The sequence below is a fragment of the Levilactobacillus enshiensis genome (assembly GCF_007115095.1).
Taxonomy (GTDB): Bacteria; Bacillota; Bacilli; order Lactobacillales; family Lactobacillaceae; genus Levilactobacillus; species Levilactobacillus enshiensis.
The window spans coordinates 22,441-40,365 of the sequence record NZ_SULH01000011.1; the positions used below are offsets into that span (position 1 = coordinate 22,441).

The 17,925-nt window shown below is 49.3% G+C and carries 17 protein-coding genes and 1 pseudogene; 15 read left to right on the forward strand and 3 right to left on the reverse strand.

Features of this window, described 5'->3' with window-relative positions:
- Positions 1 to 73: 73 nt before the first annotated feature.
- Positions 74 to 262 (forward strand): 30S ribosomal protein S21, encoded by a 189-nt coding sequence (gene rpsU / locus FAY32_RS10995; RefSeq protein ID WP_011667518.1) that lies wholly within the window; start codon positions 74 to 76, stop codon positions 260 to 262.
- Between the two features lie 62 nt (positions 263 to 324).
- On the opposite strand, the gene FAY32_RS11000 is transcribed toward rpsU, so the two are convergent.
- Complete coding sequence (locus tag FAY32_RS11000) at positions 325 to 1,347, reverse strand: zinc-binding alcohol dehydrogenase family protein (RefSeq protein WP_191988185.1); 1,023 nt, start codon at positions 1,345 to 1,347, stop codon at positions 325 to 327.
- A gap of 657 nt (positions 1,348 to 2,004) precedes the next feature.
- On the opposite strand from FAY32_RS11000, the gene FAY32_RS11005 reads away from it, so the two are divergent.
- From FAY32_RS11005 to recO, 7 genes are all read left to right on the forward strand, one after another.
- On the forward strand, positions 2,005 to 2,451 hold the full coding sequence (locus FAY32_RS11005) for a GatB/YqeY domain-containing protein (protein WP_143463484.1): 447 nt from the start codon (positions 2,005 to 2,007) through the stop codon (positions 2,449 to 2,451).
- A gap of 59 nt (positions 2,452 to 2,510) precedes the next feature.
- Positions 2,511 to 2,999, forward strand: coding sequence for a GNAT family N-acetyltransferase (locus tag FAY32_RS11010; protein ID WP_158727587.1), 489 nt, complete (start codon positions 2,511 to 2,513; stop codon positions 2,997 to 2,999).
- A gap of 116 nt (positions 3,000 to 3,115) precedes the next feature.
- Positions 3,116 to 4,102, forward strand: a complete 987-nt coding sequence (locus FAY32_RS11015) for a PhoH family protein (RefSeq protein ID WP_143463486.1) — start codon at positions 3,116 to 3,118, stop codon at positions 4,100 to 4,102.
- Positions 4,102 to 4,590, forward strand: coding sequence for an rRNA maturation RNase YbeY (ybeY, locus tag FAY32_RS11020; protein ID WP_143463487.1), 489 nt, complete (start codon positions 4,102 to 4,104; stop codon positions 4,588 to 4,590). Before FAY32_RS11015 ends, ybeY begins: the two co-directional genes overlap by 1 nt.
- Positions 4,568 to 4,969 carry a diacylglycerol kinase family protein gene (locus tag FAY32_RS11025; RefSeq protein WP_143463488.1) on the forward strand — a complete coding sequence of 134 codons (402 nt, stop codon included), beginning with the start codon at positions 4,568 to 4,570 and terminating at the stop codon, positions 4,967 to 4,969. Before ybeY ends, FAY32_RS11025 begins: the two co-directional genes overlap by 23 nt.
- Before the next feature lie 9 nt (positions 4,970 to 4,978).
- Entirely contained in the window at positions 4,979 to 5,884 is a 906-nt protein-coding gene (gene era / locus FAY32_RS11030) for a GTPase Era (protein ID WP_143463489.1), read from the forward strand.
- A gap of 21 nt (positions 5,885 to 5,905) precedes the next feature.
- Positions 5,906 to 6,703, forward strand: coding sequence for a DNA repair protein RecO (recO, locus tag FAY32_RS11035; protein ID WP_143463490.1), 798 nt, complete (start codon positions 5,906 to 5,908; stop codon positions 6,701 to 6,703).
- A gap of 70 nt (positions 6,704 to 6,773) precedes the next feature.
- On the opposite strand, the pseudogene FAY32_RS11040 reads toward recO, so the two are convergent.
- Positions 6,774 to 7,190, reverse strand: a pseudogene (locus tag FAY32_RS11040) (cytidine deaminase family protein).
- A gap of 210 nt (positions 7,191 to 7,400) precedes the next feature.
- Between FAY32_RS11040 and FAY32_RS11045 the strand changes: the two are divergent.
- Together FAY32_RS11045 and FAY32_RS11050 are read left to right on the forward strand one after the other, a co-directional pair.
- Entirely contained in the window at positions 7,401 to 8,558 is a 1,158-nt protein-coding gene (locus tag FAY32_RS11045) for an MFS transporter (RefSeq protein WP_143463491.1), read from the forward strand.
- A gap of 145 nt (positions 8,559 to 8,703) precedes the next feature.
- Entirely contained in the window at positions 8,704 to 9,669 is a 966-nt protein-coding gene (locus FAY32_RS11050; RefSeq protein WP_143463492.1) for an aldo/keto reductase family protein, read from the forward strand.
- A gap of 65 nt (positions 9,670 to 9,734) precedes the next feature.
- Here the strand turns inward: FAY32_RS11050 and FAY32_RS11055 are convergent, their stop codons facing one another.
- Positions 9,735 to 10,316, reverse strand: a complete 582-nt coding sequence (locus tag FAY32_RS11055) for a helix-turn-helix transcriptional regulator (RefSeq protein ID WP_143463493.1) — start codon at positions 10,314 to 10,316, stop codon at positions 9,735 to 9,737.
- Positions 10,317 to 10,811: 495 nt separating this feature from the next.
- Here FAY32_RS11055 and glyQ point away from each other — a divergent pair, with 495 nt between their 5' ends.
- The 5 genes from glyQ (at position 10,812) to rpoD (ending at position 17,743) form a co-directional block, all read left to right on the forward strand.
- Positions 10,812 to 11,741: a glycine--tRNA ligase subunit alpha gene (gene glyQ, locus FAY32_RS11060; RefSeq protein WP_143463494.1), complete on the forward strand. Its 930-nt coding sequence runs from the start codon at positions 10,812 to 10,814 to the stop codon at positions 11,739 to 11,741.
- Entirely contained in the window at positions 11,741 to 13,816 is a 2,076-nt protein-coding gene (gene glyS / locus FAY32_RS11065) for a glycine--tRNA ligase subunit beta (RefSeq protein ID WP_143463495.1), read from the forward strand. Before glyQ ends, glyS begins: the two co-directional genes overlap by 1 nt.
- Before the next feature lie 304 nt (positions 13,817 to 14,120).
- Complete coding sequence (locus FAY32_RS11070) at positions 14,121 to 14,609, forward strand: hypothetical protein (RefSeq protein WP_143463496.1); 489 nt, start codon at positions 14,121 to 14,123, stop codon at positions 14,607 to 14,609.
- Between the two features lie 147 nt (positions 14,610 to 14,756).
- Positions 14,757 to 16,604 carry a DNA primase gene (gene dnaG, locus FAY32_RS11075; protein ID WP_143463497.1) on the forward strand — a complete coding sequence of 616 codons (1,848 nt, stop codon included), beginning with the start codon at positions 14,757 to 14,759 and terminating at the stop codon, positions 16,602 to 16,604.
- 8 nt (positions 16,605 to 16,612) lie between these two features.
- Positions 16,613 to 17,743, forward strand: a complete 1,131-nt coding sequence (gene rpoD, locus FAY32_RS11080; protein WP_404820141.1) for an RNA polymerase sigma factor RpoD — start codon at positions 16,613 to 16,615, stop codon at positions 17,741 to 17,743.
- Positions 17,744 to 17,925: the final 182 nt, after the last annotated feature.

Here is a 17,925-nt window from a genome sequence, read left to right on the forward strand (position 1 = left end):
GTTAAGAACCGTTACGCCGGTGGACAAGTTCCAACCGACGTTATTACTTGTGCTCGGAGGGAGGGAATTTTATATGGCAAAGACAGTCGTTCGCAAAAACGAGTCTTTTGACGACGCTCTTCGGCGCTTCAAACGTACGGTTTCCCGTAGCGGTACTTTACAAGAATACCGTAAACGTGAATTTTACGAAAAACCAAGTGTGAAGAAAAAGTTAAAATCAGAAGCTGCGCGTAAGCGTAAAGCTAAGAAGAAGCGTTTCTAAGCTCTTTTTGCAATTTAACTAAAAAAACGCAGGACATTTACGTGTCCTGCGTTTTTTTATGCTTACTTTTCGTTGGTGAGGACGACCTTACCGATCATGCGATTGGATTCGACCAGTGCGTGAGCAGCACGCAGATTGGTGGCATTGATAGGCGTGAAAGTCTTGGTCAACGTCGACTTTAATTTACCCGTATCCAGCAGTGCACGAACTCGTTCGAGAATGTCGTGTTGGCTGATCATGTCTGGGGTCTCAAAGAAGGACTTGGTGTACATCCACTCCCAGGCGAAGGTGGCCCGCTTTTGTTTTAGTGCCCGTAAGTCAATTGGGGTATCATTTCCCGTGACGGAAACAATCGTGCCACTGGGGGCAATCAGTGAGACGATTTCGTTCCAGTGCTGATTGAGATTGCTGAGCTCTAAAATGTAATCGACGGTGGGATACCCGAGTGCCTGAACTTGAGCAACAACGTCTTCGCGGTGATTAACCACGGCATCGGCACCGTGGTCCTTCGTCCAGGCGATGGTCTCGGGACGTGAAGCCGTGGCGATGACCGTCAAGCCAGCGAGATGGGCCAGCTGGGTCGCCATGGATCCAACACCACCAGCACCATTGATGACGAGCAGGGTCTTACCAGCATTGGCGGTGGTATCGTCAAACGACAGGTGCATTTGTTCAAACAGGGCTTCCCACGCCGTCAAAGAAGTTAGCGGGACCGCTGCAATCTCAGCGGCCGTTAAACGAGTCGGGGCGTGGCCTACGAGTCGTTCGTCGACCAAATGGTACTCGCTGTCCGTTCCGGGGCGTTTAAAGGAACCAGCGTAAAAGACTCGGTCACCAGGTTGAAATAGCGTCACAGCTTCGCCAACGGCATCCACGACACCATAAGCATCCCAGCCAATTACTTTAGGGGTCGCCAGGGCTTGCTGGATTCCCCGCCGAACGCCAGTATCGACTGGGTTGACCGAGGTGGCAATCACCTTGACGAGAATATCGTGCTTCGTTGGTGTTGGTTTGGGTTCAAAAAATTCGATAAAACTTTTTTCGTCCGTAATCGGTAGCTTTTGCGTAAAGCCAATGGCCCGCATATCGGTCATAACAAAACTTCCTTTCGTATTTAGGTCTAGCGTAACTGATTCGTACGAGAATGACAATCTAAAGGTTGAAACTGCCAAAGCACCGCTCATACCTGTTTTGCCAACAACAGTTGCTCTAAAAGTAGGCGACACAGGGGTTAAGTCGCCTTACCGGCCGGCAGATATGAGCTGGATCGGTGTGAACACAATTTGAAGCCTCGCAAACCACGAGTCTACTAAGCCAGTAAGCAGATCACTTACTGACTAAGTAGAACGACGCGCCTGAACTCATATCTGCTGACCTCTCGGCTTACATTGTGTTCTCAGACAACTCTGAGAATAATCGTAACGGTTGGTTGTTATCAGTTGAATTCAAAAATGCCAGGTAGCTGTGGTTTACAGCCGTTGTCGTGATAAAACACAGGGAGGCCAGGGATGGCCCCAGCCGAGCGAGAAGACTGGTGTTCTTCCAGGCTGAAGCGTTCCCACGGCAGGCGGAATCCCTGGCAGCCGTCCTGCGCCAACTTGGACTAGTTTAACGGTACGAAAGCTTACCATTACAGAGATGGGGCCTGAATTTTATCTTTCAACCTTTAGTTAACTTTACCTGACGGGTCGCGAGATAAGGTGTAGACTAGATAGTAACCATGATTTTTAGGAGGAAATGAAATGAGTTTAGAAACCCAACTCAACACTGATTTAAAGACGGCCATGAAGGCCCACGACAAGTTGTCATTGAACGTTATCCGGATGATGAAGGCGGCTTTGACCAACGAAAAGGTCAAGCAAGGCCATGATTTGACCCCTGACGAAGAATTGACGATCGTTTCTCGTGAGTTGAAGCAACGTAAGGAATCCATGGAAGAATTTGCAAAGGGCAATCGCGATGACTTGGTTGCCGGCGTTAAAGCCGAAATCGCCATTGTTGAAAAGTATGCCCCTAAGCAAATGAGTGAAGACGACGTGGCTAAAATCGTTGCTGACAGCATTGCTAAGGTCTCTGCAAGCGGCATGAGTGACTTTGGTAAGGTGATGGGCGTCGTGATGCCTCAGGTTAAGGGCAAGGCCGATGGTGCCATGGTCAACCAGACCGTTAAGGCGCAGTTAAACAAGTAAGGGATTAGATCGCTGCGAATTTGTCGTGGCGATTTTTTTGACGGAACGGAGAAATGATTATGGGATTAACCTATCAGAAAACGACAACACCAACGCCGGAACAACTGAAACTCTTGTTATTGGCGGATCCTAGTCGACAGTTGCTGGCAACGTACTTACCGCACAGTACGATTTATGCGGCCAGTGATCACAGCGGTTTGGCGGGTATCGTGGTGTTGTGTCCCCAATCCAAGCAAGTCGTAGAGATCATGACAATTGCGGTTATTCCTGCAAAACAGCGACAGGGATATGGTCGGCAACTTCTCGAATTTTCCCGGCAGTGGGCGGCTGGACACGGGTATCAGACCGTGCGGATCGCTACGGGGACGACCAGTTTAACGCAACTTTATCTTTATCAGCAGGTCGGCTTTCGGGTAGTGGCGGTCGAACCGGATTATTTTACGACGACTTATTCGCAAGTCATCATTGAAAATGGCTTGACGTTGCGCGACCGCCTCGTCTTGGAACTGGCGATCTTACCCACTGATGGCGTGGCGACTGTCAGTTAGTGGCAGAAAAAGGCGTTCCACACTGGCTTTTCGCGTCGAATCCTTTTACAATCCGCGGCAGTATGCTAAAATTTGACTATCAGTACACCTAAATAAAAATAAAGGAGCCACCGTATTTGACTGAAAACACAACGATTGAAAAAGAATATATCTTGGAACGACCAGAAGATGAAATTGGTCTGCTGGGCGCGCAAGATCAATTTGTGACCATCCTCGAAGAAGGACAACAGGTGACCATTAAGCCTTTCGGCAATTCAATCAAAGTCTCTGGGGCCGCGGATGCGGTTGACCACACGTTGGCCATTTTACGGAACATGAGCGACTTACTAGCTAAGGGAATCAAACTGAATAGTGCTGACGTCATCAGTGCCATGAAGATGGCTGACAAGGGAACGTTGACGTACTTTAAGGATTTCTATACGGAAACCTTGATCAAGGATGCTAAGGGCCGTGCCGTACGGGTCAAGAACTTTGGTCAGCGGCAATACATCGATGCCATCAAGCATAACGATATTACCTTTGGAATCGGCCCGGCTGGTACTGGGAAAACGTATCTGGCAGTTGTCATGGCGGTTGCAGCGCTGAAGCACGGGGATGTTGAAAAATTGATCATTACCCGACCAGCCGTTGAAGCCGGTGAAAGCTTGGGATTCTTGCCGGGGGACTTGAAGGAAAAGGTCGATCCTTACTTGCGACCAATCTATGATGCGTTATATGCCATCTTAGGGGCGGAACACACGACCCGACTCATGGACCGGGGCGTTATTGAAATTGCGCCGCTGGCTTACATGCGTGGCCGGACGTTGGAATCCGCCTTCGTCATCTTGGATGAGGCACAAAACACCACGAACATGCAGATGAAGATGTTCCTGACGCGGTTGGGGTTTGGCTCAAAGATGATTGTCAATGGCGATATTTCGCAGATCGACTTGCCACACAACGCCAAGTCCGGGTTGATTCAGGCCCAACACATTTTGCAAAACGTTCAGCACATCAGCTTTGTGACCTTTAATTCTGATGATGTGGTTCGCCATCCAGTCGTGGCCAGCATCATCAACGCATACGAAGCTAACGATACTACACCAAATGGAGCTAAAAAATAATGGATTTAGAGATCTACGATAAGACTAAAGATGGCGTGCCAACGAAGCACGTTGACATGATCAAAGACGTTTTGGAATATGCCGGTAAGTACCTGAAGCTGGCAGAAAATACGGAAATGTCCGTGACCTTGATGAATAACGAAGACATTCACCAGATCAACAAGCAATACCGGGGGGTTGACCGGGCAACCGATGTCATCAGCTTTGCTATCGAAGACGATGAAGAGACTGACGATGATTTCCCACTAGTGATGGACGAAGAAATGGCGGCCGAGATTCCCGAAAATATCGGCGACATCTTTGTTTCCATGGATAAGGTTGAAGAACAAGCGGAATACTTGGGCCATTCCTACGAACGGGAATTAGGTTTTCTCGTGGTCCACGGTTTTCTACACCTCAACGGCTATGACCACATGAAGCCTGAGGACGAAAAAGTCATGTTTAAACTTCAGGCCGACATTTTGGATGCCTATGGCCTTAAGCGATAAGTCGAAACAGACGGGAAAAAATCGCGCCTTTCGTCAGTCATTAGGTCACGCGTGGGATGGCCTGCGGGCGCTGTTTCGTTATGAACGTAACTTTCGTAAACACTTAGTTGTCGGAACGCTGGCTATCGTTGCCGGGGTGATTCTGCGACTGACATTAAACGAGTGGTTGTGGCTGGTACTGGCGATTTTTTTGGTGCTGATTGCGGAAACGTTGAATACCATCGTGGAAGCAGTCGTCGACCTGATCGTGGGGGAAACCTATCATGATTTGGCGAAGCGCGCCAAGGATATTGCGGCAGGTGGGGTGTTGTTAGCGGCGATTTTTGCCGTAATCGTCGGGGCGTTGGTCATGTTGCCAGCCCTCGGCCGTTGGTTCTAGGAGGAAAAAATGGATAATCCAAATTATAAATCAGGGTTCGTGGCCATTGTTGGTCGCCCTAACGTTGGAAAATCAACGTTTTTAAATCGCGTGATCGGTCAAAAAATTGCCATCATGTCGAATACGGCGCAAACGACCCGAAACAAGATTCAAGGTATCTACACGACCGATGACGCACAGATCGTGTTTATTGACACCCCTGGGGTGCACAAGCCCAAGAGTAAGCTGGGCGACTATATGGTGCAGTCAGCGATGTCCGCACTAAACGAGGTCGATGCGGTCTTGTTCATGATCAATGCGGCTGAAAAACGAGGTGCCGGAGATAACTTTATCATCGATCGTTTAAAGGGCATCAAGGCGCCTGTGTATCTGCTGATCAATAAGATCGACCAAGTGAAGCCAGATGACCTGTTGCCAATCATGGAACAGTACCAAACGGCCTTACCATGGAAGTCGGTTTACCCTATTTCTGCATTGGAAGGGAATAACGTCGACGAACTTCTTTCGGGATTAATTGATGAAATGCCTCATGGGCCGCAGTACTATCCAGAAGATCAGGTGACCGATCACCCCGAACGATTCGTGGTCAGTGAACTGATTCGCGAAAAGATCTTCATGTTGACGCGCGAGGAAGTTCCCCATTCCGTTGCCGTTGAGATTGAAAGTATGAAGCAAAAGGACGAAGACCACGTTCACATTGAAGCAACGATCATTGTAGAACGGCCAACGCAAAAGGGAATTATGATCGGCAAGGGCGGTAGTATGCTCAAGAAGATTGGAACCATGGCGCGCCGGGATATTGAGCACTTGTTAGGAAGCAAGGTCTACCTGCAATTGTGGGTCAAGGTCCAACCTAACTGGCGCGACAAGGCAACCCTATTGAAGTCTTATGGGTACCGGAAGGACGATTTATAAACAAGGAAGTGGGGATGAGCCGTGGCACGGAATGTGACTGATTTTCACGGCATCCTCCTTTTTCGTCGGGACTATGCCGAACGTGATTTCCTGATTAAATTTTTAACAGCCGAGTTTGGCAAGAAAATGTTTTTGGTCCGCGGCGCTAAGAAGAAGGGCTTTAGGATGGTTGCTGACATTTTACCCTTTACGGTCGGCAGTTACGTCGGTGATATTGCGGATGACGGGTTGTCCTACATTCGGACAGCGCGTGAGACGAGTCAGTTTCAAAACATCAGTACCGATATCTTTAAAAATGCCTATGCGACATATATCATGAGTCTGGTCGACCAGGCTTTTCCGGATAGTCAACCACTGCCGGACTGGTACCATCGCTTGGCGCGGGCGTTGACTTTGATTGATGATGGGGTCAATCCCGCCATTGTGACGAATATCATGGAGATTCAGTTAATGCCAGCGTTTGGTGTAGCCCCACAGTTACAGGGGTGTGCCGTGTGTGGTCGTACCGACTTGCCGTTTGATTACTCCGAAAGCTATGGGGGTCTGTTATGCCAACAACATTGGCAACTCGACCCCCGGCGGTTGCATTTGAGCCAGCGGACAATTTATTATTTACGGCAGTTCTCCGTGCTGGATTTAGACCGGTTACACACAATTAACGTTAAGCCACAGACGGAGCACGCGTTGCGCCAGCTGATGGATGAAATCTATACCAGCCAGATTGGGGTGCATCCCAAGAGTAAACGGTTCTTGGATCAGATGCAGTCCTGGTCGGCCCGGTTGATGACGCCGCCGACGGATGATTCACCAGAAAAATAGTGTCATAAAAAATGCAGTTCAGGTCTACTCCTTGAGTGAGTGGTCTGGACTGCATTTTTTTATGGCGTGATTAATTGGTTTTGATGTCGCCCCACCAGTCAGGCAGGAGCGACCCCAGCGTCACCGTGCGACGAGTGGCGTAATCGGCCATAATTTGGGTATTGCGATTGTTGGTTGAAAACTGCAGGAGTGTTTATCGACAGACGCCACAAGGCATCCCGCTGATGCCGGTTGGCGGTGCATCACGAAAGGCAATGAGACGTTTGACTTCGGTTTCACCACTAGTCGTGTACATGTTGAGTAGTGCGACCCGTTCAGCACAGAGATTGAGGGTGCCGGAGAGGCCCTCGATGCAAAAGCCCGTGTAAATTTCTCCAGATTGGCTTTGCAACGCGCAAACAACGTTGTGCGCGTAGATGAAATCATTGACAGCCTCAGGGTGATACAGCGGTTTCGCCGCTTGATAAAGTTGTTCCCAAATATCCAAGGAGACCACCTCCAAGTAAAGTTAAGGCTAAGTTTAGCACAAGTCATTCGGCCCGACACAATTTTGCACTGTAACAGGAGGTAGTTAGTGCGGGTGGCCTGAGTTTTCCCTTGCTTTCAAGCTAAAAACTTAAAAAGTAAACCAATTGATACTTTCAAAGCGAAAAAACTAGCGGTATGCTTAAGTTTATTGGAAAGGAATTGAGGTCGTGTGAAGACGCGTTTGTATACGAAGGATGTCAAATTGGTTTTAGCTGCCAGTTTTTTCTTCCTGATGAGTCCCATGTTGGTCAATCCAATTATTGCTGGTTTTTCGAGTGATGTTGGGGCAACTAGTGTTGTGGCTGGCGTCGTTGCTGGAATGATGAACCTAACGTCGCTGATTTTGCGGCCACTAGCCGGCAATTTAACCGACCGTTTCTCGAAGTATCGGTTGAGTTCAATTGGGGCTAGTTTTATTTTAATTGCTTGCGTTGGATACGGCGTTTCCACAGCGGTCCCCTTGATCATGCTTTGGCGTGTCGTCAACGGGATTGGCTATACGTTGTGTTCCGTTTGCATGGCAACCTGGATGGCGAGTTTATTGCCGGCCAATCGTATCGGTGCTGGCATGGGAATCTATGGAATTGCCAATGCACTGGGGATGGCAGTTGGTCCGGCTGTGAGCGTTTTTCTCTATCATCGCTTCGGCTACCGCAGTGTTTTCTGGGTGGCAACCGGTTTTATTGTTCTTCTACTGATTACGATTCAATTCGTCGGGGATAAAAGCGTGCCGCATCCGAATTACCGGAAAGATAAGGCGGAACATCCTAAAATGCGATTAGTACAGCCCAAGGTGGTACCGGTCGCGACCATTCTATTACTTTTTTCGTTGCCTTACTTTGCGACTCAGACCTATATTGTCAGCTATGTCTTTCATCGGGGATTTGCAATTCCGGCAGGGGCCTTTTTCCCAGTCTACGCGCTAGTCCTGCTAGCCATGCGGTTAATCCTCCGTGATGCCTTTGATCAGGTGCCATTTAGGAAATTCTTCTGGATCTGTCTCGTCTGTAATCTGATTGGGATTATCGGTCTAACTGACATGACAAATTGGTCAATGCTGATCATTGGTGCGGTTGGGCTTGCTGCGGGGTATGGGTTGATGTTCTCAATTTGTCAGGCGAAGTCACTGACCTTAGTGCCCAAAGCCGATCGGGGGTTAGCCAACAGTACCTTTTACATCGGTATTGATCTGGGAATGACGTTGGGGCCAATGCTGGCGGGGGTCATTACAACGTACCTGCCTTGGTCGTGGCTTTATCCAGTCATGGCGGTCACCCTGTCAGCGATCGTGGTGGTCTACTGGGAGAATCGCCGGGGATTAGCCTAAGCACCGCTTAAAAAGCAGGGGCTTAATCGAGAGAATGTTTAAGTTGACTGAATAATTGGTTCTATGTCGGTATCGTGGTAGACTAATTTCATATTATTTTCTAATCAAATTCTTATTATTCTACCATGAATAGGGGCGCGTACAGATGAAGTATCGGCAATTGGGTCAGTCAGGATTAAGGGTCAGTGAATTGGCGTTAGGGAGTTGGTTAACGGACGTCAGTGATACCGCTAAGCAGGAGCTGGCAGCCAAGAGTGTCCAACTTGATTATGAGCAGGGTATCAATTATTTTGACTGTGCCGACGTTTACAGTGGCGGCGGTGCAGAACGGTTCTTGGGAAAGGCGCTACACCAATTTCCACGTAAAGAATTAGTGATCTCAAGCAAGGTCTACTTTCCTTCTGGTCAAGGCGTTAACGACCGGGGGCTGTCACGAAAACACATCACGGAATCAATCGACCAGTCGCTGCGCAATTTGCAGACGGACTATTTAGACCTGTACTTCTGCCATCGCTTCGACCCCCAGACACCATTAGCTGAGACGTTGACGACCCTAAGTGGGTTGGTTGATCAAGGGAAGATTCTGTATTATGGCGTCAGTGAATGGACCCCGGTTCAGCTCTTAAAGGCAGAACTGATCATTCAGAAACGGGACTTGCACCCCATCACGGTGGTTCAACCAGAGTACAACCTGTTTGACCGTTACATCGAACATGAGCTCTTAGATCTGTGCGGAGAACTGGGACTAGGCATTGTTCCATTTTCCCCGTTGGCTCAGGGACTATTGACTGGCAAGTATCGGCAGGGACAACCCGCACCAGCCGGTTCCCGGGGAACGTTCCAACCAGACTTACAGGCCCAACTAATTCCTGAGAACCTAGCCAAGGTTGAAACGTTGTCTCAGATGGCAGCGGAGTTGAATACAGACTTGGCGACGTTTGCGTTGGCCTGGGATAAGCGGGACGCGCGAATCTCTAGTCTAATTATCGGGGCCAGCAAGCCGGAGCAGTTACAAAATAATTTAAAAGCGGTCGACTTGGAGATTCCAGCAGAATATGAGGCCCGGATTGACCGGTTGTTTGGATTTAAGAAGTTTTCTCGCGAAATTTAAGTAAGCAAAAAGCGCACGCGAACTTGTTTGGTGATCAAACAGGTTCGAATGCGCTTTTAAACAAGTTACAAAGACCAGTGTAGAATGGTCGTGGCAATCCACCAGGTGAGCGTTCCACCAATAATCAAGCCAACTAGGGCGCTCAATGTCAGGACAACGATTTGATGGGCATGGGGTGATGTGGTTTTTGGTGCAGGCTGATGGCGGAGATAGGCGTTGATTTGTCGAAAGGTCTTGAGCTGGAGATGCTGACTCAAATAGATGAGGTAGCCTGCCAGCGTCAAGCCAATTGTGGTGACTGCGGCAATGGCCATCACGGTCGGAATCAATGGTAACCAACGGAGACCAATGAACAGGCCATAAACTAAGATCAGACAAACAATGGTTGCAGTAACCAATAGTTTCAAGTGATGCTTGGTCGTTTGTGATTGCATAGTCGTTAAGTCCTCCTTAACCAGGTCGTCGACGGTCACCTGATAGAGATTGGCCAGTAAGATCAAACTCTGAATATCAGGATAGGTGCGGCCGTTTTCCCAATTTGAAATTGTTTGGCGCGACAAAAATAAACGTTCGGCCAGATCGGCTTGGGTCCAATGGTGCTGCTTGCGATGAGCAATGAGTGCTGCTTGTAATTTGAGATGTTCCATGTAAGTGGCTCCTCTCTGATTAGTTCTAGCATGCCACAAACTGCGTTAGTTGTCTGTCAAAAGTCTTGGACATTGCCGGTAAATCAGCTTTTTGCGGGGGAGACATTGAAAACTTAAGTTCCCACTACCGATGACCTTTCAATTAGCGTTTCCCCTAAATTCATTGACAACCCTTACCGAGACGACTATCATAAAACTCAGTTAAATAAGTCGATTATGATGAATGAAAAACGCAGTGGTTGTTTTCAGCGAGTCCGGGGCAGTGTTAGCCGGGTAGCGAGTGCTGTGGGTTGGCACATTCGGAGTCGTTTCCAAGTAAGCTGCTAGTCAATCCATGACTAGAAGTAGGGTGGAACCGCGAAATTAAACCTTCGTCCCTACGTGAATTTGCCTCGGTGAATTCTCGTAGGGACTTTTTTGCGCGCTTATTTGTTTAATCAGTCGCTTAGTTGGCGAATGACCAGCTAACGATTATACAAGGAGGAAACAGCACCCATGACAGAAAAACTGTCCATGCAAGCAATCATTTTAAAGCTACAACAGTACTGGTCCGCACAGGGCTGCATGCTGATGCAAGCTTACGATACTGAAAAAGGGGCCGGGACGATGAGTCCTTACACCTTCTTACGGGCGATCGGGCCAGAACCTTGGAACGCCGCTTACGTTGAACCTTCCCGTCGGCCAGCTGATGGTCGTTACGGGGAAAACCCCAACCGGTTATATCAACATCACCAGTTCCAAGTGATCATGAAGCCCTCACCCGATAACATTCAGGAACTTTACCTGAACAGTCTGAAGGAACTCGGCATCAATCCACTCGAACACGATATTCGGTTCGTTGAAGATAACTGGGAAAACCCATCCATGGGTTGTGCCGGTGTTGGTTGGGAAGTTTGGTTGGACGGGATGGAAATCACCCAGTTCACTTACTTCCAAGTCGTTGGGGGGATGGAAGTTGATCCCGTTACTTCCGAAGTTACCTATGGTTTGGAACGTTTGGCTTCCTACGTCCAAGACGTCAACTCCGTCTTCGACCTGGAATGGGCTGATGGCGTCAAGTATGGCGACATTTTCAAGGAACCTGAATACGAACACTCTAAGTACAGCTTCGAAGAAAGTAACCAAGACATGTTACTTCGCCACTTCGACGAATATGAAGATGAAGCCAAAAAGCAGATTGCTAATGGTCTGGTTCACCCGGCTTACGACTACATCTTGAAGTGCAGCCACACCTTTAACCTGCTCGATGCGCGCGGTGCCGTTTCCGTTACTGAACGGGCGGGCTACCTGTCACGCATTCGGAACATGGCACGTGCCGTGGCTCGGGCCTTCGTTGCTGAACGGAAGAAGCGTGGGTTCCCATTGATCAAGGATGAAGCCTTACGCGCAAAACTATTAGCAGACGATGAGGAGGCCAAAAAATAATGGCACACACATTTTTACTTGAAATTGGACTAGAGGAAATGCCAGCCCACGTGGTGACGCCAGCAATCAAGCAACTGGTCAAGCGCACGGCTGACTACTTAAAGGAACAACGGGTCGATTATGACGACATCAAGCCATTTTCAACGCCCCGGCGCTTGGCCATTCAAATCAGTGGCCTAGCCGATAAGCAAGCAGACATCAGCGAATCCGTTAAGGGTCCTGCGAAGAAGATCGCGCAAGATGCTGATGGTAACTGGTCAAAAGCCGCCATTGGTTTTACCCGTGGTCAAGGGCTGACGCCAGACGATATCACCTTTAAGGAAATCAAGGGGACCGAATACGTCTACGTCGATAAGTTTATTGCCGGTGAACCCGTTGCCGCCGTATTGGCTGGCCTAAAGGACGTCATTACGGCGATGACCTTCCCAACCATGATGAAGTGGAGTACCCATCACTTTGAGTACGTCCGGCCAATTCGTTGGCTGGTAGCGCTGCTTGATGCCGATGTGATTCCATTTAGTATCCTGGACGTGACGACCGGTCGCAACACACGCGGTCACCGTTTCTTGGGGACCGACGTGGACGTGGCAACGGCTGCCGACTATGAAGCCGACTTAACCGCGCAATTCGTCATTGCCGATGCTGATAAGCGGAAGGCCTTGATCAAGCAACAGATTGAAAAAATCGCTGCTGACCACAGTTGGACGGTCAACATTGATGCTGGCTTGCTGGAAGAGGTCAACAACCTGGTTGAATGGCCAACTGCCTTTGAAGGTAGCTTCGATAAGAAATACCTGACCATCCCCGAAGAAGTCCTGATCACGTCGATGCGTGACCACCAACGCTTCTTCTACGCTCGCGATGCTAGTGGCAAACTTTTGCCGAACTTCATTTCCGTCCGTAATGGAAACGACCATGACTTGCAAAACGTGGTTGCTGGGAACGAAAAGGTATTGACGGCGCGATTGGAAGATGCCATGTTCTTCTACACGGAAGATCAAAAGAAGACGATCGCCGATTACGTGGAACGACTCAAGTCCGTTAGCTTCCACGATAAGATCAGTACGATGGCAGAAAAGATGGATCGTGTCAAAGCCATCGTGAGCGTCTTGGCTAAGCATTTTGACTTAAACGATGCCCAAACCAAGGCCGCTTTACGGGCTAGTGAAATTTACAAATTTGACCTGGTTACTGGGATGGTCGGTGAATTCGCCGAACTCCAAGGGGTCATGGGTGAGAAGTATGCCTTGCTTCAAGGTGAAGATCCAGCCGTTGCCCAAGCCGTTCGGGAACACTACGAACCAATCTCAGCTGATGGTGCCTTGCCAGAATCCGTACCGGGTGCTGTGCTCGCTTTAGCTGATAAATTTGACAGCATCTTGACCTTCTTCGCCGCTGGCATGATTCCTAGCGGTTCCAACGACCCTTACGCTTTACGGCGGCAGGCGACGGGAATCGTGCGGATTGCGCGTGACCAAAAGTGGTCCTTGCCGGTTGCTGAACTGGCAAGTGACTTCATTACTGCCGAAGGAGCTGCTAACGTGGCACCTGACTTGGACCAAGCTAGCCAAATCGATGCACTGGTGACGTTCATCAAGGACCGGATTCGGAAGATCTTGCGTTCCGCTAAGCAACGGCATGACATCATTGATGCCGTGACCGCTGGTTCTAGCAGTGACGTCTTACAGATCTTTACGGCTGCTGAAATCTTGGCAAGTCATGCCGAGGATGACAACTTTAAGGCCGTTATCGAATCCTTGACCCGGGTGATCCGGTTGGCCCAAAAGGCACCAGCTGAATTGGCTACTGGGACAGTGGATCCTAAGCTGTTTGAAAATGACAGTGAAGGGGCCTTAAATCAGGGCGTTGCCAAAGTTGCGACTGCAGCTGACAAGGGCTTAGATGCGCTATATGCTAGTCTGGCTGATATCCAACCGACTATTGCGGCCTACTTTGAAGCCACGATGGTCATGGATAAGAACGATGCCGTCCGGAACAACCGTTTGACGGAGCTGAGTCATTTGGCAACCTTAGCATTAACGCTGGGTGACCTGGACCAATTGATCGTTAAATAGTTAGATTCACGTGATTAATGGCGTGATTTGAGAGAATTCGAGATATCACTCAAAATCAGTTTTTTCAGACTTGTTTCTGAAAAAGCTGATTTTATTTTGCCATCATCGTGTCGAAACGTGCGCCACCAGGCAGTTTGTTGCCCTTAACGTGAGCAAAATAACCGCCTAATGGCGCTCACTTTTCTACGTCTAGCAGCGACTGCTGTGTCACCTAACTTATCACCTACTTGTACTTGTGGAACTGGCCAGATGCTGACATTATAGGAAGAAATTTCTAAGAAGTGTGGTGATTGGGATGCTATTTATGAAATTTACGCGGCAGCGGCTCCGTCTGTTTCAGGTGTTGGGGTGGCTTTTACTCGTGACAACTTGGGTCGTTCAAGTTCTGGGACTTTCGTGGCGAACACTACAACCGGTTCGCTCGTTACGGACACTCATTATTTTTACGTTACTTGCTTTATTCTGGGTGCTGATAACGGTAATATTAAAGCAGAGTAGGTGGCAGCAACGCCAAGCGTTTTTACTGGATCTGACGATTATGTGTGATTTACTCGTAGGCCTCTTGTTGGTGCTGCCCCGGGCATTGGGTGCGGTTGCACTGGCGAATCCGGTTGGCCGTGGTGGCTTGATTTGCTGGAGTGTGACGTTATTGATTGCCTACTGTCCACCGGCCGCTGTGCACGTCCCGTTGGGGTTAAAGGGAAAGTACGCTCTTATTCAGCGGTTGCTCGTGACAGAAGCCAGAGTCTTACTGATTATCAGTCTGGTGCTTCTCGTGCTGGGGGCTGACTAGCGAGCTATAAAAGTTGACACCGGTCGTAATAGGAGTAATATGTATAGTGTATTTTTGCGCACGAATTCCAATTAAAGAGTCGCACTTTTCGGGTTTCCGGGGTGCGACTTTTCAAGGCTACGGGCGCGCAGGTGAGGGAGTGATGGCTTGGCAAAGATACCCGAAGAAGTGATTGAAACTGTTCGAACGGCGACTAACATTGCAGATGTGGTTGGTCAGTACGTGCAACTCAAAAAATCCGGGAAAAACCTGTTCGGCCTTTGTCCCTTTCACGAGGAGAAGACCCCGTCATTTTCCGTGACGGAAGATAAGCAGATTTTCCATTGCTTCAGTTGTGGTCGCGGGGGGAACGTCTTCAAGTTTCTAATGGAGCTGGAACACATCAGCTTTCCCGAGGCCGTGGTGAAGGTCGCCGACTTTAGCCACGTTGATTTAGCCAGTGAATACCGGCAGGATGCTGCGGCCCCGGCTGTTGATTCCAAGACGGGACAATTGATTGCCCTCCACGAACAGGCGGCAAAGCTGTATCATCACATTTTGGTCAACACCGAGGTGGGGCAACCTGCGTTGGATTACCTGCATGACCGGGGGCTCACGGACGAGACGATTGAGACCTATCAGTTAGGATTTGCACCGAGTCAGCGACTGTTGAAGCCATTCTTCGATCAACGACAGAGCGACTATCAGTTGTTACGGCAATCGGGACTGTTCATTGAAAATGCGGATGGGGAACTCCGTGATCGGTTTACCGAGCGGGTCATGTTTCCCTTACGCAATGCCAGTGGCCACGTAGCGGCGTTCTCGGGTCGACTTTTAAAGAAGGCAGACGACCAACCGAAATATTTAAACAGTCCGGAAACGGCCCTGTTTACCAAGAGTCGGTTGTTGTTTAACTTCGATCTCGCACGGCCGGCAATTCGGCAAGCCGGTGAAGTGACGCTGTTTGAAGGCTACATGGACGTTATTTCGGCGACCCAAGCGGGTGTGCGGAATGGGATTGCCTCCATGGGGACTAGCCTGACGACCGAGCAAATTTATGCGATCGAACGGACGACGGATAAGCTCAACGTGTGTTACGATGGTGATGAGCCTGGTCAACGCGCAATCGAACGGGCCTTGTCGTTATTGGGACAGCACAGTCACCTGCAGCTCAGTGTTATTCAGTTACCGGAGGGCCAAGATCCCGATGAATATCGCAAGGCTCATGGCAACGAGGCCTTTAAGCAAATGTTGACAACGGCGAAGGAAACGCCGATTCGCTTTCAACTGCGGTACTTGCGACGTAACCGGGCGTTGGATACGGATAGTGAGCGGCTGGATTACTTAAATCAAGCCATGCCGCTGCTAGCTCAGGTCCAGGAACCGGTGGAACTTGACATGTATCTCAAGCAGTTAGCCACGGAGTTTCAGCTCGATAAGGATGCACTGGTCGCCCAGTTAAAACAGGTGCAACGTGATACGGCGGCACAACAAGAGCGGCAGCGGCCCCGTCAACAACAGGCGGCTCCAGTCCCTGCCGCTAGTCCAGCGGTCACCGTGCATCAACAGCAGCGTCCGCTCACCCGCTTAGAACGGGCAGAGCAGGGCTTGCTGTATCGGTTATTGCACGACCGCAACGTCTGGGCACAAGTCACGGCCATGCCGGACTTTAGTTTTGTTCACGACGATTATCAAATTATTTATACCTTGGCCCAGGGTTATTTCCAAACGCACCAAACGTACGTAACGGCTCAGTTCACGGACTTTATTCAAGAAGACCGGCTGCAGCAACTCGTTATTATGTTAGAGACCAAGTCTTACGCGGCGGTTACCCCGCGGGAGATTGATGACTATTTGGCAGTCATTATGGACGAGGCGCCAATCGAGGAACAGCTCCGATTGAAAAAAAATCAATTGACGGAGGCTTCCCGGTTGGGCGATGCCGAGCAACAGCGACAACTCGTTGTTGAGATTGTTCAGTTAGAACGTCAGCGACAAGCGAACAAGCAAGTTTAATAGGGGGTATTTTAATGGCAAAAAAGACCACAGATCAACCAATGTTTGACCAAAAAGCATACAACAAAACGGTGCGTGCCTTAATTAAAGATAACAAAAAGGCCGGGAGCATCACTTATGATGACCTGTCCGATAAGGTTGCGACCCCTTACACGTTGGATGCCAAGCAGATGGATAAGTTACTGGAAACTATCTCCGATGCCGGAATCAGCGTGGTTGATGCTAAGGGTGAGCCAGACCCACGGGCCGTTAAAGCCCAAAAGGCCGTTTCGAAGAAGGAATTAAAGGATGCTTCCACCACAACTGGTGTGAAGATCAACGACCCAGTCCGGATGTACTTGAAGGAAATTGGGCGGGTCAACCTGTTAACGGCGGATGAAGAAGTTGCTTTAGCCTTACGAATCGAAAACGGTGAAGAAGAAGCCAAGCAAGAGCTAGCTGAAGCCAACTTACGGTTGGTCGTTTCCATTGCCAAGCGTTACGTGGGTCGGGGGATGCAATTCCTGGACTTGATTCAAGAAGGGAACATGGGACTGATGAAGGCTGTCGAAAAGTTCGACTACCGGAAAGGGTTCAAGTTCTCCACGTACGCAACTTGGTGGATTCGGCAGGCGATTACACGGGCGATTGCTGACCAAGCACGGACGATTCGAATTCCGGTGCATATGGTTGAAACCATTAACAAATTAATCCGAATTCAACGGCAACTCCTCCAAGACTTAGGGCGGGAACCAACGCCTGAAGAAATTGGGGCCGAAATGGACATGCCAACGGAAAAGGTTCGTGAGATCTTGAAGATTGCGCAAGAACCTGTTTCTTTGGAAACGCCAATTGGTGAAGAAGATGATTCTCACTTAGGTGACTTCATTGAAGATCAAGATGCCACGAGTCCTGCCGACCATGCCGCTTACGAGTTATTAAAGGAACAGTTGGAAAGTGTCTTGGACACGCTGACTGATCGTGAAGAAAACGTCTTGCGGTTACGGTTTGGTTTGGACGATGGCCGGACGCGGACTTTGGAAGAAGTCGGCAAGGTCTTCGGTGTCACTCGTGAACGGATTCGTCAAATCGAAGCTAAGGCGCTGCGGAAGTTACGCCACCCATCACGGAGCAAGCAATTAAAAGACTTCTTGGAATAGAAAATTAGAGGATCCCACTACGACTGAATGGTTGTGGTGGGATTTTTTTCTGAGCTGACGCTTTGGCTAGCACAGTAACTTAGCAGTCGACGCAGACTAGTTGCTAGGATGAAGGTAACATGATGCTTTGAGAAACGTGTTTCTCCACGAGGTGATCACTGGCAAGTCGCCCCGCCTCGTGG